At 52.7% G+C, this 20029-nt stretch carries 23 protein-coding genes and 2 pseudogenes; 12 read left to right on the top strand and 13 right to left on the bottom strand.

The window, feature by feature from the left end; translation table 11 throughout:
- Window positions 1–186 precede the first annotated feature (186 nt).
- On the top strand, window positions 187–510 hold the full coding sequence (locus DWB67_RS16605; RefSeq protein WP_119808687.1) for a hypothetical protein: 324 nt from the start codon (window positions 187–189) through the stop codon (window positions 508–510).
- A gap of 124 nt (window positions 511–634) precedes the next feature.
- Here the strand turns inward: DWB67_RS16605 and DWB67_RS16610 are convergent, their stop codons facing one another.
- Entirely contained in the window at window positions 635–883 is a 249-nt protein-coding gene (locus tag DWB67_RS16610; protein WP_182911644.1) for a peptidase, read from the bottom strand.
- A gap of 260 nt (window positions 884–1143) precedes the next feature.
- Here DWB67_RS16610 and DWB67_RS16615 point away from each other — a divergent pair, with 260 nt between their 5' ends.
- Window positions 1144–1398, top strand: a complete 255-nt coding sequence (locus DWB67_RS16615; protein WP_119808688.1) for a hypothetical protein — start codon at window positions 1144–1146, stop codon at window positions 1396–1398.
- Between the two features lie 267 nt (window positions 1399–1665).
- Here the strand turns inward: DWB67_RS16615 and DWB67_RS17920 are convergent, their stop codons facing one another.
- A complete protein-coding gene (locus DWB67_RS17920; RefSeq protein WP_220475170.1) occupies window positions 1666–2568 on the bottom strand; it encodes a hypothetical protein in 903 nt (300 codons plus the stop codon).
- A 56-nt stretch (window positions 2569–2624) separates the two neighbouring features.
- On the bottom strand, window positions 2625–3545 hold the full coding sequence (locus tag DWB67_RS16620) for a hypothetical protein (protein WP_119808689.1): 921 nt from the start codon (window positions 3543–3545) through the stop codon (window positions 2625–2627).
- A 192-nt stretch (window positions 3546–3737) separates the two neighbouring features.
- Between DWB67_RS16620 and DWB67_RS16625 the strand changes: the two genes are divergently transcribed.
- Complete coding sequence (locus tag DWB67_RS16625; protein ID WP_119808690.1) at window positions 3738–3992, top strand: hypothetical protein; 255 nt, start codon at window positions 3738–3740, stop codon at window positions 3990–3992.
- Window positions 3993–4648: 656 nt separating this feature from the next.
- Here the strand turns inward: DWB67_RS16625 and DWB67_RS16630 are convergent.
- From DWB67_RS16630 to DWB67_RS16665, 8 genes are all read right to left on the bottom strand, one after another.
- Window positions 4649–4933: a type II toxin-antitoxin system RelE/ParE family toxin gene (locus DWB67_RS16630; RefSeq protein WP_119808691.1), complete on the bottom strand. Its 285-nt coding sequence runs from the start codon at window positions 4931–4933 to the stop codon at window positions 4649–4651.
- The gene (locus tag DWB67_RS16635; RefSeq protein WP_119808705.1) at window positions 4923–5171 is read right to left on the bottom strand and encodes a type II toxin-antitoxin system Phd/YefM family antitoxin; all 249 of its coding nucleotides are present in this window, start codon (window positions 5169–5171) and stop codon (window positions 4923–4925) included. The genes DWB67_RS16630 and DWB67_RS16635 overlap by 11 nt, the downstream gene beginning before the upstream one ends.
- 634 nt (window positions 5172–5805) lie before the next feature.
- Complete coding sequence (locus DWB67_RS16640; protein WP_147385963.1) at window positions 5806–6225, bottom strand: hypothetical protein; 420 nt, start codon at window positions 6223–6225, stop codon at window positions 5806–5808.
- A 38-nt stretch (window positions 6226–6263) separates the two neighbouring features.
- Entirely contained in the window at window positions 6264–7523 is a 1260-nt protein-coding gene (locus DWB67_RS16645; protein ID WP_119808693.1) for a glycerate kinase, read from the bottom strand.
- Window positions 7520–8050 carry a gamma carbonic anhydrase family protein gene (locus DWB67_RS16650; RefSeq protein WP_119808706.1) on the bottom strand — a complete coding sequence of 177 codons (531 nt, stop codon included), beginning with the start codon at window positions 8048–8050 and terminating at the stop codon, window positions 7520–7522. The genes DWB67_RS16645 and DWB67_RS16650 overlap by 4 nt, the downstream gene beginning before the upstream one ends.
- A 101-nt stretch (window positions 8051–8151) precedes the next feature.
- On the bottom strand, window positions 8152–9084 hold the full coding sequence (locus DWB67_RS16655) for a 3-keto-5-aminohexanoate cleavage protein (protein WP_119808694.1): 933 nt from the start codon (window positions 9082–9084) through the stop codon (window positions 8152–8154).
- A 1-nt stretch (window position 9085) separates the two neighbouring features.
- Window positions 9086–9997 (bottom strand): 3-hydroxyacyl-CoA dehydrogenase, encoded by a 912-nt coding sequence (locus DWB67_RS16660; protein WP_119808695.1) that lies wholly within the window; start codon window positions 9995–9997, stop codon window positions 9086–9088.
- 39 nt (window positions 9998–10036) lie between these two features.
- A complete protein-coding gene (locus DWB67_RS16665; protein WP_119808696.1) occupies window positions 10037–10759 on the bottom strand; it encodes a GntR family transcriptional regulator in 723 nt (240 codons plus the stop codon).
- Window positions 10760–10946: 187 nt separating this feature from the next.
- On the opposite strand from DWB67_RS16665, the gene DWB67_RS16670 reads away from it, so the two are divergent.
- The 5 genes from DWB67_RS16670 to DWB67_RS18120 all read left to right on the top strand — a co-directional run bounded on the left by DWB67_RS16670 (window position 10947) and on the right by DWB67_RS18120 (window position 14900).
- Entirely contained in the window at window positions 10947–11933 is a 987-nt protein-coding gene (locus DWB67_RS16670) for a DctP family TRAP transporter solute-binding subunit (protein WP_119808697.1), read from the top strand.
- Window positions 11934–12005: 72 nt separating this feature from the next.
- Window positions 12006–12503, top strand: coding sequence for a TRAP transporter small permease (locus tag DWB67_RS16675; RefSeq protein WP_119808698.1), 498 nt, complete (start codon window positions 12006–12008; stop codon window positions 12501–12503).
- Window positions 12500–13768, top strand: a complete 1269-nt coding sequence (locus tag DWB67_RS16680; RefSeq protein ID WP_119808699.1) for a TRAP transporter large permease — start codon at window positions 12500–12502, stop codon at window positions 13766–13768. Before DWB67_RS16675 ends, DWB67_RS16680 begins: the two co-directional genes overlap by 4 nt.
- A gap of 10 nt (window positions 13769–13778) precedes the next feature.
- A complete protein-coding gene (locus DWB67_RS16685) occupies window positions 13779–14546 on the top strand; it encodes an SDR family oxidoreductase (protein WP_119808700.1) in 768 nt (255 codons plus the stop codon).
- A 180-nt stretch (window positions 14547–14726) separates the two neighbouring features.
- Window positions 14727–14900 (top strand): hypothetical protein, encoded by a 174-nt coding sequence (locus tag DWB67_RS18120; RefSeq protein ID WP_182911645.1) that lies wholly within the window; start codon window positions 14727–14729, stop codon window positions 14898–14900.
- 19 nt (window positions 14901–14919) lie between these two features.
- Here DWB67_RS18120 and DWB67_RS16690 read toward each other — a convergent pair.
- Window positions 14920–15524, bottom strand: a pseudogene (locus tag DWB67_RS16690) (transposase).
- A 105-nt stretch (window positions 15525–15629) separates the two neighbouring features.
- Here DWB67_RS16690 and DWB67_RS16695 point away from each other — a divergent pair.
- Entirely contained in the window at window positions 15630–16475 is an 846-nt protein-coding gene (locus tag DWB67_RS16695) for an endonuclease domain-containing protein (protein WP_119808701.1), read from the top strand.
- 46 nt (window positions 16476–16521) lie between these two features.
- Window positions 16522–17376 (top strand): hypothetical protein, encoded by an 855-nt coding sequence (locus DWB67_RS16700; RefSeq protein WP_220475172.1) that lies wholly within the window; start codon window positions 16522–16524, stop codon window positions 17374–17376.
- 88 nt (window positions 17377–17464) lie between these two features.
- On the opposite strand, the pseudogene DWB67_RS16705 reads toward DWB67_RS16700, so the two are convergent.
- Window positions 17465–18277 (bottom strand): annotated as a pseudogene (locus tag DWB67_RS16705) (IS5 family transposase).
- 693 nt (window positions 18278–18970) lie between these two features.
- Between DWB67_RS16705 and DWB67_RS18125 the strand changes: the two are divergent.
- Both DWB67_RS18125 and DWB67_RS18130 read left to right on the top strand, forming a co-directional pair.
- Window positions 18971–19213, top strand: a complete 243-nt coding sequence (locus DWB67_RS18125; protein WP_182911646.1) for a hypothetical protein — start codon at window positions 18971–18973, stop codon at window positions 19211–19213.
- A gap of 137 nt (window positions 19214–19350) precedes the next feature.
- Entirely contained in the window at window positions 19351–19500 is a 150-nt protein-coding gene (locus tag DWB67_RS18130) for a hypothetical protein (RefSeq protein WP_182911647.1), read from the top strand.
- Window positions 19501–20029: the final 529 nt, after the last annotated feature.

A 20029-nucleotide genomic window follows, 5' to 3' on the forward strand; every position in this document is an offset into this window, starting at 1 on the left:
GCGCGAGATGAAAGCTCCGCGCGTCGGGCGATTGCTCAACCTGCGCCAATCGGCGTAAACAACCCTTGGACTCCGGTCGCGGCTGGATGAAAGACCCGTGGCAGGTCACTTTACCTAAACCCTCATTTTGAATGGCCGTCGATCTGTATATTGATTTCAATGCGCTTAGATGATTGAGCCTTTGCAATGAGAAAGATCTTTATTGCGATTTCCTTTATCCTGCCCGCAACATCTGTCTTTGCGGCGACCCACGATGTTGAAGCCGCTTCTTACCGCGAACATTTAACGTTCATATGTTACATGTTGGGTACCAGCATCACTTTGGAAGACTGGGACGAAGCGACTGCTGCTCATGATGATGTTGCGCAACATGCCCGAGATAATGGTGCTCCCGCTACATACATGGAAGCCATGCGTCACGCGGGCATTGCCCGCGCAGAGTCGGTCATGGAAGGGTGGGCAGATCGTAGCGAGGCTTGGCTGACCTGCAATAATGTTCAGGGTGGATAACTTTAGAATATCCCATGATCTGCAAAAAATTTATAAAATCTGCAAACCACTCCAATGCCGCTGAGTATAGTATGACGAGCATCGAGTATGCTTGGATATACTATCTGTTTTGTGCCCTTTATTATCAACTATTGGTCAGAAGATACCGTATAATTCCGTAAATATAGAGGATTGAGAATACGATATTTATAAATTTCAATTGTGGTTCGTTACGAAGCCATCCGCAAAAAATCCAGATTAAGCAAAATGGCAGTCCAAGCGCCATTGCCGCAAACTGCCAATTTTGAACGATGGAAATCGTGCTGAGCAAACCTAATGCCAAAGCAAGCCATTTTAGTGGCTGCTCATATGCAGCCAGCTTCAAAAGCGTCATATAATATTCTCTTGGTGAACAGCGCCGTTGACCCGGCGGGCTACTACTCCATCGTATAAAGGATTCATGAGTACACCACAATAATTGCACAAAGGTCTCGTCGCAAAACTAGCCTTACGGACCTTCACCATATCTTCCCACGTTTTTCAGAAACCTTGTCATAGATTTGTAACAAACGGGTCTACGGCTGCGTATCGGTCTTCATAGCAAAGACACATCGGGGCGTTGATCGTCCCTTCAACATCACCGGAGACTGACCCATGAAAACCATTATCCTGACCGCCCTGACCGCTTTGTCGTTGACCGCTGGTATTGCTGGCGCCGCTACTGATAGCCGCAACGAGCGTCCTGTGCCTTTCACCTCGGCAGTGGCTGTCGAGACCGTACAGGTCCGCGCTGACAGCGTGTTGACCTCGGTCGAGCTGAGCCGCGCCTCGGTGGATGCCGGTGATATTCTGACCATCACCGCTTTCCCGACCGATACACGGGTGGCCAAGAACAACCAGGATCGCTGATCGGTAAAATTGAAAAAGGCCGCCAGCATGACTGGCGGCCTGAACTTGTTACCCTGACCAGACACTTGGGGTATGGGAACCGGATGCAGACCATCACGCCAGTGTGTTTGGGATTTTCATTCCGTAAGCGAAATATCTCCACAACCTGCGGCATACTTCGACCTCTCTATAGAACCTGCTGCATAAGACAACTTATCAAGCCTCTAAAAAAATTAAATACTATCAAGATTATTTAATAAAGATTATTACATAAATAATGCGGAGTGCCTATTGAGAGTTTTTAAAGCTATAGGCTAAATCTACTAATTGCTCATAATTGCTTATTGGATTTGGAACGGATTTGATTTCACCTCTAAGGTCGAAGCCGCAAATATTTTCAGCCCAAGAAATGTCGTCAATATTAGACGAAATATGTTCTTTCACTAAATCTGTAGATATTCCAAATTTTATCTTCCCTATACCTTTCAACATAGTGTCCATTTGTCGTCTTATTTTTGTTCGTTCTTTCGGGCGAAGAAGGGGAGCTGAAAATCTATTAAAAGCAAGCAGTGCACCAAGTGCTTCAGATGATAACGTCTCGTTTGTTTTGATATTACTTTTGGGAGATTCTTCAATTCCTATCCGCTGCGCAAAGTCGGTAACAATATCTCCTCCAATTAAATTATCTTTATCAAATCTTGTTAATATTATATCTTCTCTATTAAAGTTTTTTACTACAGGCTCTATGCGTTTTCTATATTGAGGCAAAGGAAGTTTAAAATCATTTTGCCCCATCCGAATTCTTTGTTGGACTTGGCTGGAAACCATTGACGCGAGAGGTCTTACATAAATTATTGCAACAACTTTATCAAAGTTATCTTTCATTGTTTTTACGAGGTTATCAAATTCTAAGTTATCCAGCTGATCTATTATAGCTTCTCCAGAAAATATTATGCTTTTATTCCCTACAAAGCAGCGCTGCACCTGTCTGTGCATTCTTTTTATAGTTTCATTTATTTCATCAAAAGGAGTTTCCCTCCATGAAAATTCTCGCAATTTTTTAGGATTTTTAGAAAAAATAGCTGCAAGAGGTAGACCATGGTTTTTTTCATTCAGCTTAGCATAAGAAAGACCATTTTTGTCATAACGAAAGAATGCTTCCTGAATAGACGTGGATCCAGTTTTCGGCATGCCAAGGTGGAGATAACAAGTTTTCATCTTATTGAGCTCGTTGTAGTTTTGAATAATTAATTTTTAATTCCGGATGCATTTATCAAGTCAATTTCGTTCGAAATCACTTTATTTCTATCAGACATATGTTCACTGAGACTGAAGCCGCATATTTCTTCAGCCCACTTTATATCTTGAGAATTTTTCTTCAGGTGTTTTTCGATCAAGGCTGAGTCCAGTATAAAAGGAGTTCCAGAATCCTTGACTAACTCTTTTTTCAATAAGTTCCTTAATTTTGTACGCTGTTCTATCGGTAGATAGTGGGAAATTAGCTTATTAAAAACGTATATTTTTCCAACAGCTTCAGCAGACAAAGATGTATTTTCAGGGCTTCCTTCTTTTTGTTGGAGATTAATTCCAATCCTGTGAATAAAATCTTTCACAATATCGCCATCAATTAGATCTTTTCTAGAGTATCTAATAAAATCTATATTATCACGTCCAAATGCTTCAATTGCTGGGTTCATTCGCTTTTTGTAATTCGGAGGTGGGAGCTTAAAATTAGAAAGTCCGCTTTTAATGCGTTCTTGAAACTGGCTAGATGAAAGATCTGCTGCTGGCCTTAAATACATTATTGCTTTTACTTGGTCATACCTATTCCTCATAAATTCTACCATCTCCTTAATTCCCTCAGGAGAAAGGTGGTCTGGAATAGCTTCGGCAGAGAAAATTATGCTTTTGTTTGAGTTTGTAGCTTTTACTAGTTTATTTTTATTTTTATTTTTGATTTTATCTGCTTCTTCTTTATTAATTCTGTTATTCCTGAATATATAAAACTCTTCAGGAGATTCTGAAAATGAAGAAATCAACTGGACCCCATGATTGGGCGTCTCTAAATCGGCATAAGCAATCTTATCAAGGCTGACTTTATATAAAGCCGACTGTATTGCTGTAGAGCCCGTTTTGGGCATGCCAAGATGCACATAACAAGTTTTCATTTTATCATCCTGGTTGTTTGACAATCTATTACTGATGGCAAGAAATAGAGCATTTTTTTTGTATGACCATCCATAGTTCAGGAAATATTTGCTTCACTGTAACAAACGGGTCTGCGGCTGCGTATCGGTCTTCATAAGCAAAGACACATCGGGGCGTTGGATCGTCCCTCAACACGCACCGGAGACTGACCCATGAAAACCCTTATCCTCACCGCCCTGACAGCCCTGTCGCTGACCGCTGGTATCGCTGGCGCTGCTACAAGCAGCCGAAACGAGCGTCCCGACGCCTTTACCTCGGCGATGGCTGTCGAGACGGTCCAGGTCCGCGCTGACAGCGTGTTGACCTCGGTCGAGCTAAGCCGCGCTTCGGTGGATGCCGGTGACATTGTCACGATCACCGCGTTCCCGACCGATACGCGGGTCGCCAAGAACAATCAGGATCGCTGATCTGCCCTGATCACAGATTGACGCCATGCGATACATCGACAGGCAGCCTCACAGGGCTGCCTGTTTGCCATTTATGTCCCAGTACTGCCAAAAACAGGCTTTCGCGCCTTTACGGGCCTCTCAGGCGCTGTGAGGGGGAAGTACTGCAGTTGTTTCGGATAGCCCTCAACGCTGCCGCACCGTCGCTGAGACTAGCGTTCTGCCAGAGCCGTCCAGGGGATCTGCCTCACCGTCTGCCGCGGCGCTTTTTTCCGGTCTGCAATGTTGCGTTGCAGGCAATGCAAAACCTGTTCATCGCATCAGTTCAAAACACAGCGCGGAGGCCAGAATGCAATTCTGGTATACACCGCGCATATCCTGCAAACGAAACACCCCCCCTTGGCGCATAGCTTCAGGCGGGTCTGGAATGGTAAGCTAGCAGGAAATGGTCTTTCGCAGCGTTACACGTCCCAGATGCCGGTTTTAGCCCAGCAAGGGCTGGCATTTTAGCGGGCTTTGGAGCATGACAGCGCGGGGGCGGTTTCCCCCCTGTTTCGAGCCGCATTTCCACAACCTGCGGCAGATCCCAAGGCTCCCATCAGAACCGCTGCATAAGACCCGTATTCCGCACAATGCAAGCCCGAGGTCGTGCCCGGCGGCGCAATTATGACACTCCCTCAAAGTCTTTGTTCTGCCTTTCTGTAAACAGCACTTTTGTCGCGTTTACCTACCGCAATGACAACGACGACCAACACTTCATCACGAACCTCATAGACAAGCCGGAAACCAGCGCTACGCAGTTTGATTTTATAGCGATTGTGAGATCCAGAGAGCCTGGCGGAGGGGATATGTGGCTCTTCCAGACGCTTTTCCAAAGCTTTCTTGAACTGCGTCCGTACCGTTGCCCCGAGCGCATCCCATTCCTTCTTTGCTTCCTCCTTGAAGCGAAGATTATAGCTCATCCAGAGACACCGCGATTTCACGACTGGTGACGCGACTATCAGCGATGGCATTGAGTTCGGCATCTTCGATCATGCTCAGCATTGCCTCGTACTCTGCTGCCGGCACGCAGTAAAAAGCAGGCTCGTTGCGGTTCAGGATCGCAACCGCGCCACCGTGGCCCGCTGCTATAGTTCCCATAGGGTTACGTTTCAGCTCGGTAACGCTAGCTGTGACACCTGCATGGATCATGTGAGCCATCATACTCCCCCAATAAAAGCACTGTTAATTGCTCCTTTATTAGCACTATTAAAGATGCTTTTAAAGGCGTTTCAATAGCCTGCCGACAGATCCCACCTATGCGAAAGTGATGTATTAGGATCACCAAGGGGAAAGAGGGAGAATCCTCGACTAGGTCAAGTTCGCAAGATCCACGCCGGCTAACTTCCAATTTTCGAAGCTATCATCAACCGGTCGTTTGAAAACGGATGCGAATCTACGTGCAGTGGCTTTGCGGCTTAAGAACGCTCGGTTTGTACCGGCCACCTTGAGCAAAACACGCATGCGTCGGACTCAGTGTAAGTCGCCTTTGCAACGAGCATGAACCCTCTCGTGCAAAGCTTTCGGTGGTTAGCAATGTGGATATATTTTGAATAATTAAATCAATATCTCCTTGTTATAAATTATAGTTTTTATGCTTATTTTTTACACCTGCAGAGGCAGAATGGGTGTCTCCATCCAACTCGCATGGATCTATACCCATCTCCGCACGGGTATGGCGTTCGAACAGAGAAGCGTCGCGAACCCCGGCCAGACTGCTCATTAGATCAACCCGGTGTTTATCTTGGGAAGATCACTATCAGCGAGGGGAAGGGATGGTCATGTCTGGCGGGTCTTACGCCCTGACCGTCGCCAGGATGGCCCTGCGCTTTGCCTCGCTTTGCTCTGCAGCCCATGCGCAGAGCATCAGCTTTGCCGCTGTGGTGAGGCTGATGATCGACAAGGGCGCGCCCAGATTAGCATGGCATGGCTTGGCCCGCAATTTGCCGGCACGCGGGGAGAGTTGCCAGTCGAGGTTACAGAGCAGGTTCCCCATTGTGGCTTGCCAGTTTTCGAACTGCACATGCGTTGCAAAGACCAGATCAGCCTCCCGTGCCGCCCGCAGGGTCTGGATCGACCATGCCAGTGCGCCTTCGAGTGCTCGTCCGGCAAGCCGGAGCATCAGAAGCTGGCAAAACTCCTTATCCGGCAACCGGCGCGGCACAGCAGGCGTCAGACAGGACGGCCGGCCAGGGGTTTGCAGATGTTTGGCCATGGTTTCAATTGCCGCTCGGACATTGCCTTGCCTATGGATCACCTGATCAGGATCGCGCGGAAATCATTGACATTGGTCAGAGTCGGACCGGTGATGACTGCATCGCCTAACGCGCCGAAAAACCCGTGGCCGTCATTATTTGTCAGGCTGTCACGCGGCACCAACCCCAATGCGCGCGCGCGCACGATGGTGTCGGGGCGCAGGATCGCGCCTGCGATGTCCTCGATCCCGTCAACGCCGTCGGTATCGCCCGCAATTGCATAGATCCCCGCCTGTCCGTTCAGCTCGATCCCAAGCGACAGCAGAAATTCAACATTACGGCCGCCCCGTCCGTTTCCCGATACCTTGACCGTCGTTTCGCCCCCCGATAACAACACACAGGGTTTTGTGAACGGTTGATCGTGGCGCACCACCTGACACGCGATGCCCGCCATGACCGTGCCGACGGTTCTGGCCTCGCCCTCAATGGCATCGCCAAGGATATAGGCCGCCAGACCCGATGCACGGGCCACGCACGCCGCCGCCTGCAACGATGCCTGCGGGGCCGCGACGATGCGGGTTTCGACGTTCATGCGCGGATCGTCTGGCTTGACGCTTTCGCCCTGACCGCTTCGCAAAAGGGCGCGCAAAGGGGCCGGCACGTCAATTCCATAGCGATCCAGTATCTGCATCGCTTCGGCGCAGGTCGTCGCATCGGCGACCGTAGGACCCGAGGCGATGTCAGCAGGATCGTCACCCGGCACGTCCGAAATCATCAGGTTAACAACCCGAGCAGGCCAACATGCCGCAGCCAGCCTGCCGCCCTTGATACCTGACATATGCCGCCTGACACAGTTCATTTCGGTAATCGTGGCCCCACAGGACAGCAACGACCGGCTGATCGCCTGTTTGTCATCCAGCGTCAGATCGCCAAGGGGCATGGGCAACAGGGACGATCCCCCTCCTGATATCAGACAGATCACCAGATCGTCGGCTGACAGTCCCTTGACCAATGCCATCATTTTGCGCGCGGCGATCAGACCAGCTTGATCGGGAACAGGATGGGCGGCCTCGACGATCTTGATCTGGCGGCAGGGAACGGCGTAGCCATAGCGCGTAATAACAAGGCCTGACACCGGACCGGGAAAATGATCCTCGCAGGCGCGGGCCATGGCGGCGGATGCCTTACCTGCCCCGATCACGATCACCCGCCCCTTTGGGGCCGAGGGCAGATGCGGGGGCACGCATTCCTCCGGTTGCGCTGCCACAATGGCCGCGTCGAACATGGTGCGCAATAATTTTTCAGGAGATTCGATCATTCAATGCCCTCCAGATCATCTGCATATTGCCGCCATCTTTGCTGATATCCTTCTGCCGAAAGTGTCAGGTTTCTAATTGCGGTATTATCCAGTTCGCGAATTACCTTGCCCGGCGATCCCATAATCAACGAATTGTCGGGGATTACTTTATTTTCGGTGATCAGGCAATTTGCACCAATCAGGCAGTTCCGCCCGATCCGCGCCCCGTTTAGAATGGTAGTCCCCATCCCGATTAGGGTGTTGTCGCCAATCGTGCAGCCATGCACGATGGCCCGGTGCCCGATGGTGCAGTTGCGCCCGATATCTAGCGGATAGCCGGGATCGACATGCAACACGCATCCATCTTGGATGTTCGTGCCATCACCAATGGTGATCCACTCGGCTTCTGCGCGCAAAACAGCACCGAACCAGATGCCCACGTTTTGCCCCACCCGGATACGACCGGCAAGGACGGCCTGCGGCGCAATCCAGTAAGACCCAGCTTTAGGCAGAACGGGTTCGAATTCCCCCAGACGATAGATTGCCAAAAAGCACATTCCTTTACAAAACTAACATTGATGATTTAAAGGCTGCATCGTGGAATCGATGCCTCGCCTTCGGGCAGGGTGGCGCGCTTCTCGGGACCGGATCAGAATCCAACCGTATCTGTCCCTTTCAGAGCCAGCATCTCGCGCGCCTCGTCAGGTGTGGCGATTTCCAGTCCGAGACCCTCAATGATCTGGCGGGCGGACCTGACCTGCTGGGCGTTGCTTTCGGCCAGCTTGCCCCGCCCCGCCCACAGCGAATCTTCAAGCCCGACACGAACATGGCCGCCAAGCGCCGCAGAAATCGCCGCGATGTTCATCTGGTTTTTGCCAGCACCCAGAACCGACCATTTGTATTGATCGCCAAACAGCCGGTCGGCTGTGCGCCTCATGTGCATCACATCGTCGTAATGCGCACCAATGCCGCCCATCAGACCGAACACCGTCTGGATAAAGAGCGGCCCTTTGACCAGACCAGCATCGTGAAAGTGTTTTAGATTATAAAGATGCGCGGTGTCATAGCATTCGAATTCGAACCGTGTGCCATGCGGTGACAGCGTGGTCAGAATATGTTCGATATCTTCAAAAGTGTTGTGAAACAGGATGCCTTTATTGCCAAGGTAATCGCGTTCCCATTGATGTTTCAACTGTGCATCGAAACGCGCCAGCATCGGGAACAGCCCGAAATTCATCGACCCCATGTTCAGCGATGCCAGTTCTGGCCGCCACGTCGCCGCGGGGCGGACGCGTTCCTGAATACTCATGGTGGGCGCGCCGCCGGTGGTGATGTTGACCACGCAATCGGACCGCTGCTTAATAATCTTCAGAAATGGCTCGAATCCTTCGGGGGTCTGATCAGGGCGGCCATCTTTGGGATCACGCGCGTGCAGATGCACCACGGCGGCCCCTGCCTCGGCCGCGCCTATGGCGGCATCGGCGATTTCCGATGCGGTGACCGGCAGATAGGGCGACATCGACGGGGTATGGATCGCGCCGGTGACGGCACAGGTGATGATAACTTTGTTTTTGGTCGCCATATCAATGATCCTGTTCGTTGGATTTTAGGAAATGTGCCAGCTGCGCCAGCCGTTCATTGCGGCGGCGGCTCAGGTCCTGTACGCGGTCCGGTGGGGGCATGCTGGCCGCGATGATCCGGGTGGTGTTCTGGTCAAACGCCGCGCCGCGCGCGGCCCCATCGCTGAGCCGGGCCATGGTCGGGCCAAAACGATCCAGATAATCCACAATTCCGCCGGGCGCGTTCAGATTGATCGTGGCCAGTGGCCCCATCAGGGTCCAGCGTCGGCCAAGCCCGTGGGCGATCGTATTGTCCAGACCCTGCGGCGTAACGATACCTTGTGCGACCAGAGACAAAGCCTCGGCCAGCAGAACGGCCTGAAGCCGGTTCAGAACAAAGCCGTCGATTTCGCGTGCCATTCGCACCGGAACCTGCCCCACCGCGCGCATCAGCGCCTCGGCTCGGTCCATGACATGCGCTGAGGTGCCAGGCGATGGACACAGTTCTACCACCGGAACGACATGGGGCGGATTGACAGGATGCGCCACAAGGATGCGCGACACGCCTGCCAGCCCTTCGGCGAACTGCGATGCGACGATTGCCGAACTGGACGAAGCAAGGATTGTGTCAGGTGCCGCCAGCCGGTCCAGATCGGCATAGATCGCCCGCTTGATGTCTAGCCGCTCGGGGCCGTTTTCCTGCACCCATTCCACGCCGTCCAGCGCGGTTTCCATATCGGCCACGGCGACGACATTGGCCAGAATTGCGGGGTCTTCGCCAACCTCGTGGCAAGCCTTGCGCAGGGTGTCGTGCGCGGCTTCAAGAACGCTAGGATCGGCATCCCAGATACGAACGGTCATCCCTGCCCGCGCGAAAACGATGGCCCATGCGCGGCCAATCAGACCGCACCCTATGATAGCGACAGTGCGTGTCATAATGTCGGGTCTCCTCCCCATGTTTGATGACGCGGTTATCTAAGCGACGCTGATCTCTTTTTCTTCGAGACCCTGCATGGACTGGCCCAGATCAGATGCCGCCTCAGAGATATCGCAGATGATGGCTGCCTGCAGGGCGCTGGCGTCGCCTGTGTGCAGCGCCTGTTCGGCGGCGCGGTGGCTTGCCATGGATCGTTGGAAATGAAGCGGCGCCGTCACGGCCTGCCTGATCAGCGGGCCGACGCGCAGCCACATCCCCTCGATGGTGTTCATCAAAACCGCGCGCCCGGCCGCGCGGTAGATCAGCGAATGAAACCGCCAGTTGCTTTCCAGATACAGATCCGCGTCGCCCGTATCCGCCGCCCGTTGCATGATCGCGCAGGCATTTGAAATCAGGCGCAGTTGCGGCGCGCCAATGGCATGGATGGCCTGCGCGGCGGCAAACCCCTCTAGTTGAATACGGATGTCGCGGATATCGACAAGCTGGGTCTGCGTTAGTATCGGAACGCGCAGAACCCGGTTGCCGCCAAACACCTCTAATCCGCCATCGCTTTCCAACTGGCGCAACGCCTCGCGCACGGGGGTGACGCTGGTGCCAAGGACGGCGGCGGCGCGGCGCAGGCTGATTTCTTCGCCCGGTCGGAAATAGCCGCTGATTATTGCCTCGCGCAGGCGGGCATAGATCTGGGCCTGCGCCGTCGATCCCTCGATCAGCGCAAGCGGGCCAAGCCTTGACCAACTGTCCCGTTCCGCATTGTGCAACGAAAATCCCCTAAACTGCGACCTCGGTTAAGGTACTATTGATAGATAATTTTTCTTATGTCTATATTTTTATTAAAAATAAACATATTGACGCAAGGGTATTACGATGATTATCGTAAAGTGAGATCACAGTTTTATGGGGAGCAACACCCTGATTATGATTTCAAGGATGGGGAGGTCCGACGAAATGAAAAAATTTACGCTTACGGGAATGACGTTGCTGGCAGGGTTTCTGGGGTCTGCTGCGGCGGCACAGGACAGTCGGATATTCGATGTCAGCCTGCCGCTTGGCGCGGAATCGCATCAGGCCGTCGGTGTCCTGAAATTCGGAGAAGAGCTGGAGCGTCTGTCAGAAGGGCGTCTGAAAATTCGGCCCCAATACGACAACGCTTTAGGCGGCGAACGCGAGGTGGTCGAAGGGATGGGCCTTGGCCTGATCGATATGGGCATTACCTCGACCGGGCCGATGGGCGGGTTTGCCGAACCCTTCCTGCTGTTTGATCTGCCCTATATATTTCAAACCCCGCAACAGGCCTATGCGTTTCTTGATAGCGAACATGGCGATGCGCTGGCACGGACATTGCACGACGCGGCCGGGGTCAAGATTCTGGCATGGATGGAAAACGGCTTTCGCTATGAAACAAATAGCGTGCGCCCCATTACTGTGCTGGCTGACCTAAAGGGCATCAAGCACCGCACACAGGAAAGCAGCGTGCAGGTCGATACCTGGACCGCCCTTGGCACCAACGCCGCACCGATGGCCTGGACTGAAGTTTATACCGCGCTGCAACAGGGCGTGATGGAAAGTCAGGAAAACCCGATCCCGACGATCTATGACGTGAAATTCTATGACGTTCAGAAATATCTGGCGATGACGCAGCATGTCTATTCGCCCGCGCCGCTGATGATCGGGGCGCAGTTGTTTGAATCGCTGTCCCCCGACGATCAGGCCATCATGATTGAGGCGGCTGAAATCGCCACTCCGGTCCAACGTGCCGCCTCGAAGGAAATGGGCGAACGCTTGGTGGGCGAACTTGAAACGCTTGGTATGCAGGTAACGCGCCCCGATCTGGCACCGTTCCGCGCGGCAGTGCAGCCTGTCATCGACAAATGGAAAGACACCGTCGGTGCGGATCTGGTCGATGCGGCCATGAATACGCAACCTCAGCAGTAAGGCGTAGGGGCCACTAGGCCCCTTGTCCATGTCTGTCCCGCATTGTCGATTCAAGTTTACAGGAGGTCGCAGATGCGTGACGCGCTGCGCGTGGTTGTCCGGGGTGTGGACGGCGTCAACTGGCTGGTCGGGTGGCTGCTGGCAGCCCTGCTGCTGCTGATGTCGGTGCTGATCAGCTGGCAGGTTCTGGCCCGGTATATTTTCGGCAACTCGCTGACATTTTCGGAAGAAGTGTCGCGCTTTTCGATGGTCTGGATGACCATGCTGGGGGCGGCCTATGCCTATCGTTACGGATCGCTGATTGCGGTCGATCTGCTGACGATGCTGACCAGCCCAATCATCAGCCGCTTGCTCCGCCTGTCAGTAGCTGCGGCGTCGTGCATCTTTGCCTATGTGTTGCTGACGCAGGGCTGGGCCATCACCGAACGGGTGGCCAGCCAGACCGCACCCAGCACCCGCGTGTCGATGGGGTGGCTGTATGGTGCAATGCCTGCGGGTGCCGCCCTGATCCTGCTAAACGCGATTGCCATCATTGCAGACGATCTTTCCGGCGAAAGGAAACAGCCATGATCTCCCTTTTGTTCGGTCTTTTACTGCTGCTGCTAATCGTGGGCGTGCCGGTGACTTTTGCCCTTGGGCTGGCGGCCATTGCGACCATCTGGCAGGGCGATGTGATGCCGTTGCTAATCATGCCACAGGAAATGATCAGATCCATCAACTCGTTTCCCTTGCTGGCCATTCCGTTCTTTATCCTTGCAGGAAACTTGATGCAGGAGGGCGGCATTTCCCGCCGCCTGGTCGATTTTTCGAAAACTCTTGTGGGCGGCACTACGGGCGGTCTGGCCATGGTAGCCATTGTTACATCGGCCTTTTTTGCGGCCATTTCGGGATCTGGGGCGGCAACGACCGCAGCGGTCGGCGCGATCCTGATCCCCGCGATGATTGCCCAAGGGTATGGCGCGCCCTATGCCGCCGCCAATCAGGCGGCTGCCGGTGCGTTGGGCGTGATCATTCCGCCTAGTATTCCGTTGATCCTGTATGCGATCTCGGCCAATCAATCCGTGGGCGATATGTTCGCGGCGGGGTTTATGCCAGGCTTTGTCGTTGTGGCATCGCTGCTGATCTATGCGTGGTTCCATGCCCGCAACCTGACGACGCTGCCCGAGGAACCGGCCAATATCGGGCGCATTCTGCGGGCGGGACGGTCGGCCCTGCTGGCGCTTTTGATGCCGACGCTGATCCTTGGCGGCATTTACGGCGGCATCGTCACCCCGACCGAGGCGGCGGTGGTGGCCGTGATGTATTCGCTGCTGGTGGGAGGGGTCATCTATCGTGAATTACCGCTGCGCCAGATCCCGATCATTTTGCGCGACAGCGCCATCACCTCGGCGGTGATCTTGTCAATCATCGCAACGGCGGGGCTTTATGGTCGTATCATCCTGTCCTTGCAGGTGCCTGCGGTGATTTCGGAATTCGTGGTCGGCGCGATCGACAGCCCATGGGTGTTCATCATTCTGGTCAACCTGCTGCTGCTGGTCGTGGGGATGTTTCTGGAGGCTGCTGCCGCTATCCTGATCTTTACGCCCATCCTGCTACCCATCGCGTTGAATTTCGGATTTAATCCAGTGCATTTCGGCATCATTATGGTGGTCAACCTTGCTATGGGGATGTTCACGCCACCGGTTGGTCTGAACCTGTTCATCGCCTCGCATATCGCAAAAACCAGCATTCCCAGAATCGCAAAAGCCGTCGTGCCTTTTGTGGGGATCCTGCTGATCGATCTGATGATCATCAGCTTTATCCCGTGGCTGTCGCTGGTCTTTACAAAGCAATAAGGAAAGTTCTATGGATCTTTTTCTCAATCAGGCCCGTGTGATCGTGACCGCAGGCGCAGGCGGTATCGGGCGCGCCATTGTCGAGGCGTTTCTGTCCGAGGGGGCCCGCGTAGCCACCTGCGATATTGACGATGCCGGGCTCGCCACGCTGCCGGACAACGTTTTTTACCGGCGTGTCGATGTGTCCCAGACAATCGAACTGACTGCGTTCATGGACGACGCTGTGCAGGCGCTTGGCGGGCTGGACTGTTTGGTGAACAATGCGGGCATCGCAGGCCCGAGCGGTCGGATTGAGGATCTGTCGCTGGAGGCGGTGCAGCAATGCCTAGCCATCTGTCTGACCAGCCAGTTCGTAACCATCGCCCGCGCTGTTCCGCATCTGCGGGACAGCGAAAACGCATCCATTGTGAATATTTCGTCGCTAGCGGGGCGGTTGGGGTTTCGGCTGCGCAGCCCCTATGCGGCGGCGAAATGGGGTGTTATTGGGCTGACGAAATCCATGGCGATCGAATTGGGTGATGACGGCATCCGCGTGAACGCCGTCCTGCCTGGCCTTGTGTCTGGCGACCGCCAGCGCCGGGTGTTGCAGGCCCGTGCCGACGCACAGGGCATCAGCTTCGAGGATGCCGAAAGTGACGCTTTTGTGCGCACCTCGATTAAAGAGTATGTCAGCCCACAGCAACTGGCCGATCAGATCCTGCTTCTGGCTAGCCCGCGCGGCAAAACGATCTCCGGGCAGGCCATTTCCGTTTGCGGCGATACCGGAATGCTGGGATAGCTCGGTGAACGCGGGCTTTTATCCCTAATCCTAACGGACATGGGACAGCAGCCCGCCACCATTTCCGCGAATGTCGAATATTAACGATGCCTGTGCTGGGCCTTGATGATGGGTTGGGTAGCCCCTCCTGACGGCACTTATGTGCCATAGTGGTCCAGACAGGATCAGGAGGATTTGGCTATGAAGGAAGTCTCGATCATCAGTGTTGACCTGGCCAAGCAGGTCTTTCAGTTGCACGGTGCGACGTCGGAAGGCGAAATTGTGTACCGCAAGAAGCTGTCGCGCAAGCAGTTCGTTGCGTTTATGCAGAAGCATCCGGGGGGGCATTGCCAAGTTGTTGATGGTCGAATGTAGGGATGGTTGTTCGGCTCCTTTACGAGGCCATTTCTCGGGTATAGTCGGCCCACAGGCAGCGCGCATTTGCCCAGGCGTGGCGATAGGATTTTGCGGATAGGCGGTGGCGGCGGGGACGGAAGATCAGGTTGATCTGATCGTGGGCGGACAAGAAGCGTTGTGCCGGCCTTTGCGACTTGAAACGTCCCGTGATTTTCTCTCGTCGCCGGGTCGGTCGATGACTGCCCTCGATCCGATTGTTCAGGCCTTTGTGGGCCTGGTGATCTGCGTCTGGTGCCAGACGTGCAATCGGCTTGATATAGCTGTGCAGCTTGTCAGTGATTACCACCCTCGGTTGGCCAAACCGCGCAATCAGCCTTGCCAGAAATCGCTTGGCTGCTTTGGCATTTCGCCGCGTCTGCACAAGAATATCGACCGTATCTCCATTCGCGTCTATAGCGCGCCAAACCGGTTGACCCAAAGGCGAACAGCTTCGCGGCTAACCATGACACCACGCTCTGCCAGCAAATCCTCAATATCCGCCGTGCCGAGCGCAAAGCGGTGGTACGCCCAAACGGCATAGGCGACGATCTTGCGCGGGTAGCGAAAACCTTTCAGGCGCGGCAGTGACGATGGTATTCTCATGCCGCGGCTTGTACGCAACTCAAATGGGGCTAACAACTTGGCAATGCCTAACAATTTTATACAATGCTTTAGCTGTAATATTTTGGCCTAAGTATTTATATTTATATGGTTTTCTGGTATCAAATGGCAAAAATTAGACATCGCAGTGACGTCGGACATGGAAATCCATTCCTAGACGTCAATCCGGATTTCACTAGAAAAAAATTCCAGGAAGCAAAAGCACTTCTCGGGCCTGTAGCAATGCCAGCTACGGGTCCAATGATGCACAAGTCTGGTTTTGTAAGAGAAAAATTCGTAGATGACACGCCATCCCTGAAATTTCGTTTAATGGCCATGGGCGCATTCTTCGTTCTGGGCTTCGCGTTCATGCCTCTCTTCCTCGCTTGTCCCTTTATCCTCTACAGGATGGTCATTGACAAACAAGAGGAGCCCAAGAGGCGGGCAGAGCATGCCCATATGCAGGATAGACTGGAAGCTGACGAGCGGGAACTTCGCAATCGTCCTGTCAGTGTCGAAGACTTACGGAATTATTGTGAATCTCCGGCCGAAACCGCTTTTCTGGATGCTATGGTTTCAGAATATAAATTGCACACTGGCCTCGGCGCCGTCCGTGGGAAGGACATTCGCCTGCGTAACCAGATCGAGATGATCAAGCTACCATCCACCGGCGGCAAGGTGCGCTATCAATACCGCGCGGACTTTCTGGTTGATGATAATCTGGTCGTTGAAATCGACGGAGCAGCATATCATTCATCACCTGAAGCAGTTGAGCGTGATGGACTCAGGAATACAGCAATGAGAGCGGAGGGTTACTGGGTGTTGAGACTACCAGCTAAGATGGTTTTCAACACACCAGCTGAAGCGATTAAATGCGTTGAGCGTGCACGCAATAGAATACAAAATCACAATCAATCCACAGTTTTTGGCGTTTGCGCTATCGGCTCTTCGTGAGACACGATTTGTCATCTAAAAATTTTGAGGCTAATAGTCGCGTTATATGCCTTTTTTCTGGCAAAGGACGCTCAAACCTGATGACCCATCACAAGGTCTATCCTTGGAGCCTCCTATGATACCAATTCCGATTTTGTCTCCGGAAGCTATTTTAATCATATTGGCTTTTTACGCTGCCACTCTGGCTTGGCTGGTTTGGACACTACGTATCCTTTTTAGTGAAAAGACGCGACACCAGTTGAGGGCTTGGCGTATTCTTGTCTATACCATCCTTACGGGGATGAGTTGTCTTACAGCCTGGTATCACTACGATCGCCAGCAACAGACAGCGGCCTTTAAAACGAAGTTTGAACCGGTACTGGCTGAAAACAGTCTGATAGGGGGCATAAACATGCCCGCCGGCACTAAGTTGGTCATCGAGACCCCCGACGACTTCGAAACTTTCAGGAAGGCACAATTCCCTCATCCGGTACGCATTAGTGGCACTGATGCACTGTTAGCAGAACGTTATCTCAGTGCCGAAACCGATGAAGAATATCACACAACGGGTTACACTCCTCTCAATATCCGCCTGACGGGTCTTGGTGAAAGTCTGGAAAATGACTGGCGATGTGATGCCACCCATCCGATAACCCTGCAAACCCATGGTGATGGCAGTATCAAAGCATTTGAAAGCTGCATTGCAGCAGCTGGCAATCGTATTGAAAATTTACCCTTGCCAAAAGGGGCTCAAATTATAGCGACAGATGGAAGTGTTTTCACCGATGGGTTTGTCGACTTGGATCGCTGGCTTATTTACTTGCCGGACAACGCGGATTTTAGGGTCCAAAACAAACAGCAAATCGAGGGCGTGATCCGGCTTGATGCCGAGCGTAGAATTTTCACGCAAACTCCGCGGTGAATTTCTCATAATAGGCGGCTAGCTATCATTCCAAGACGACATTTTCTAGCGCCCGATAAGTCGCCTTATGCAGCACTCTTTAGCTAGGTCATGTTGACAAATAGCGGATCCAGAGACGGATCGATGTTATGTCTACGAAACCGAGAAAGCTTTCGGCGGTCTTGTCGTAACGGGCAGCGACATGCCGGGCGTTTTTTAGCTTGTTGAAGCACCGTTCGACGAGGTTTCGCATTGTATAGAGCGCGTGGTCTACACCGACACGCATCTTGCGTGATTTACGCATCGGGATCTGGGTCAGAACGTCCCGCGCCTCCATGTTTTTACGAATGCTGTCAGCATCATAGCCTCTGCCCGCGAGCATCACACTTGGCACCGGCAAGTTGTCGGTCATGACCAGATCGAAACCCTTGTAATCGGATGCTTGGCCTGGCGTGATCTCGGTTCTCATCGGCAAGCCGGCCGTATTGACGCGGAGATGAATTTTGGTCGTAAAGCCACCTTTTGAGCGCCCGAAACCCTGGCGCGAAGTCCCCCTTTAGCGCCCGCTGCCTGATGGTGCGCGCGGATCACGGTGCTATCAACCATTTGCAGGGCATCTGGTGCAGCCCCACTCTCGTTCAGGGCATCCATGATCTGCTCCCAGAGACCTGCCAGTGTCCAGCGCCGGAACTACCTGTAAACGCTGGACCGCTTGCCAAATTCCTCCGGTAGATCGCGCCATGGAGAACCTGTTCTGGCAATCCCAGAAAACCCCATCGAGAACGAGGCGGTGATTGGTTGGGTTGCGTCCGTTCGGAGCGCGGACAGTGCGAATGAAATGTTCAAAGAACATCCACTCCTCGTCCAACATGAGGTGTCGTGCCAAGCTGGTTTCCTTTGCAGATACCAACTTGAAGCACATCCATTCCCCGCCGTGAATCCCTTTTGTCAACAGATCCTAGATGATCCTAACTGGATCAAATCGACGCCAGAAAATTCCAAACATATGTTCTTAAATTTTGGAAAAACCGAAACAGTAATTCCTGCTCATATAAACGTTTTTTCCGAGCATGTCGTTCAAGGCGACGGGACACCGGTTATGCCAATAATATTAGATCAACCTCGGAAAATTGCAGATATCAAACTCGCTTAGTTTTCTATTCGCGCGCCTTTCAAAAACGAGGGTTTTTGTTACATTTGAAAGTAAACAGTGCCGATCACAAGTACTTGATTACAACTCCACGAATTACCATTTTGTTATACAGTCATACATATTAGCCGGATTTCCCTTATGCCTTTGCCTCTATTTGCTATTGCGATCCCGGTCCTGCATTCGTCCGGAGCATGGATAGCCTCTACAGGTGCTGCTGGATATATAGCAGGCACTTTGTCCAGCACTTGGATCGGAGCATTTGTTCTGGGAAATGGCACGTTTCTTAGCGGCTTAGGCCTTGTATCCGCCGCGAGTATCTTTGGCGCTACTAGAGCACTAACCTCCAGCGCCGCACTGTCAGTCGGAGCCGGGCTAAATGCGGTCGGGTTGGGCGGTGTTGCGAGCTCACTCAGCATCACGCCCGCAGCAACGTTTCTAGGCCTCACTCCGGTCGGATGGGCTGTGGCTGGAACCACTGTGGTAATTACTTCAACTCTTGGCTTCTATTTCACCCGAAAAACAATGCGGCGGATAAACGAAGAGCGTGAAAAAGGCGGACTTGAGCCTATCTCAATTAAGAAGATCGTGAAGGAAGTCCGTCTTCTCGAAGCTCAATCATTGGAAACCATACTCACGAGGCTTTCCTCTGAGATGGACACGGTTCAGCTTTCTGATGACCAAAAAAATGTATCGGTTGATGGATGAGTGTTTTCAATTCGTCGCTTGAAATATGTGGTCAACGCCAATGGCTCTGAGGAATTGGTTTTTGTTACACGGTCAGGGCGTAAGAAAAGAGTGCTTCTGGTTAAAGAAGCAGGTGAAGATGATGGGCAGTATGCTTAATGCCGCTTCTCATCATCGGTTACATCATCAACGCCCTTCAGAAGCCTAAAGTGGAAAACTCTATTGTTCATCATTGGACTGAAGATGTTGTTGGGCAAGCGGTCAATGCGGATATTAATGCACTTCTTCCGCCCCAGCTTCAGAAGTAAGTATGGGCAGGCTGGGGCCTATTGATCTCGATTAACGACACTTAGCACAATTATAAGATCACATTCGGGACGGCCGAGAACGAGGTTTCGAAAATGAAATGCTTTGGATGTGCATGCGTGGCGGTGGTATTTTCCTGTGTGTCTGCGTACGCCGAAACTCGCCTAATATGCGAGAACCATAGGCGGGAGTACCTCGTGATCTACTCGCCGGGCGCGGACGCGCTAGTTTTGAACCCTGTTTCAGATCGAGCTCTCTATCCGATTCTTGTCGACGACATATCAGACGGATCGCACATGATAATGGCCACCACGCCAAACGGCGGACCTACGGCGCGCCTACACCTTAGGCCGTATATAAAAATGGAGTTTTGGTCGGGTGGCCATGTTATTCAGACTGACGGTTGCTATATTTCACGATAGGCTACATGTTCCATCCCGGATGATCACATAGACCCTCGCCGGACCGCGTTCTTCGTGGCAAGATCTATCTTAGGCGAGTTTCGGGATGGGAGGCGAGGATGCTGATCTC

This window comes from Paracoccus sp. JM45 (assembly GCF_003590715.1).
Lineage (GTDB): Bacteria > Pseudomonadota > Alphaproteobacteria > Rhodobacterales > Rhodobacteraceae > Paracoccus.

Excerpts from the sequence above, each read along its gene's own strand:
- DWB67_RS16635 (WP_119808705.1), bottom strand. The coding sequence starts at position 5,171 with ATGGCTCACATGATCCATGCAGGTGTCACAGCTAGCGTTACCGAGCTG.
- DWB67_RS16640 (WP_147385963.1), bottom strand. The coding sequence starts at position 6,225 with ATGGCCAAACATCTGCAAACCCCTGGCCGGCCGTCCTGTCTGACGCCT.
- DWB67_RS18120 (WP_182911645.1), top strand. The coding sequence starts at position 14,727 with ATGAAGGAAGTCTCGATCATCAGTGTTGACCTGGCCAAGCAGGTCTTT.
- DWB67_RS16605 (WP_119808687.1), top strand. The coding sequence starts at position 187 with ATGAGAAAGATCTTTATTGCGATTTCCTTTATCCTGCCCGCAACATCT.
- DWB67_RS16645 (WP_119808693.1), bottom strand. The coding sequence starts at position 7,523 with ATGATCGAATCTCCTGAAAAATTATTGCGCACCATGTTCGACGCGGCC.
- DWB67_RS18130 (WP_182911647.1), top strand. The coding sequence starts at position 19,351 with ATGCCGCTTCTCATCATCGGTTACATCATCAACGCCCTTCAGAAGCCT.
- DWB67_RS16700 (WP_220475172.1), top strand. The coding sequence starts at position 16,522 with ATGCCTTTTTTCTGGCAAAGGACGCTCAAACCTGATGACCCATCACAA.
- DWB67_RS16655 (WP_119808694.1), bottom strand. The coding sequence starts at position 9,084 with ATGGCGACCAAAAACAAAGTTATCATCACCTGTGCCGTCACCGGCGCG.
- DWB67_RS16680 (WP_119808699.1), top strand. The coding sequence starts at position 12,500 with ATGATCTCCCTTTTGTTCGGTCTTTTACTGCTGCTGCTAATCGTGGGC.
- DWB67_RS16675 (WP_119808698.1), top strand. The coding sequence starts at position 12,006 with ATGCGTGACGCGCTGCGCGTGGTTGTCCGGGGTGTGGACGGCGTCAAC.
- DWB67_RS16610 (WP_182911644.1), bottom strand. The coding sequence starts at position 883 with ATGACGCTTTTGAAGCTGGCTGCATATGAGCAGCCACTAAAATGGCTT.
- DWB67_RS16630 (WP_119808691.1), bottom strand. The coding sequence starts at position 4,933 with ATGAGCTATAATCTTCGCTTCAAGGAGGAAGCAAAGAAGGAATGGGAT.
- DWB67_RS16695 (WP_119808701.1), top strand. The coding sequence starts at position 15,630 with ATGGTTTTCTGGTATCAAATGGCAAAAATTAGACATCGCAGTGACGTC.
- DWB67_RS17920 (WP_220475170.1), bottom strand. The coding sequence starts at position 2,568 with ATGCCGAAAACTGGATCCACGTCTATTCAGGAAGCATTCTTTCGTTAT.
- DWB67_RS16685 (WP_119808700.1), top strand. The coding sequence starts at position 13,779 with ATGGATCTTTTTCTCAATCAGGCCCGTGTGATCGTGACCGCAGGCGCA.
- DWB67_RS16620 (WP_119808689.1), bottom strand. The coding sequence starts at position 3,545 with ATGAAAACTTGTTATGTGCATCTTGGCATGCCCAAAACGGGCTCTACA.
- DWB67_RS16615 (WP_119808688.1), top strand. The coding sequence starts at position 1,144 with ATGAAAACCATTATCCTGACCGCCCTGACCGCTTTGTCGTTGACCGCT.
- DWB67_RS16670 (WP_119808697.1), top strand. The coding sequence starts at position 10,947 with ATGAAAAAATTTACGCTTACGGGAATGACGTTGCTGGCAGGGTTTCTG.
- DWB67_RS16660 (WP_119808695.1), bottom strand. The coding sequence starts at position 9,997 with ATGACACGCACTGTCGCTATCATAGGGTGCGGTCTGATTGGCCGCGCA.
- DWB67_RS16625 (WP_119808690.1), top strand. The coding sequence starts at position 3,738 with ATGAAAACCCTTATCCTCACCGCCCTGACAGCCCTGTCGCTGACCGCT.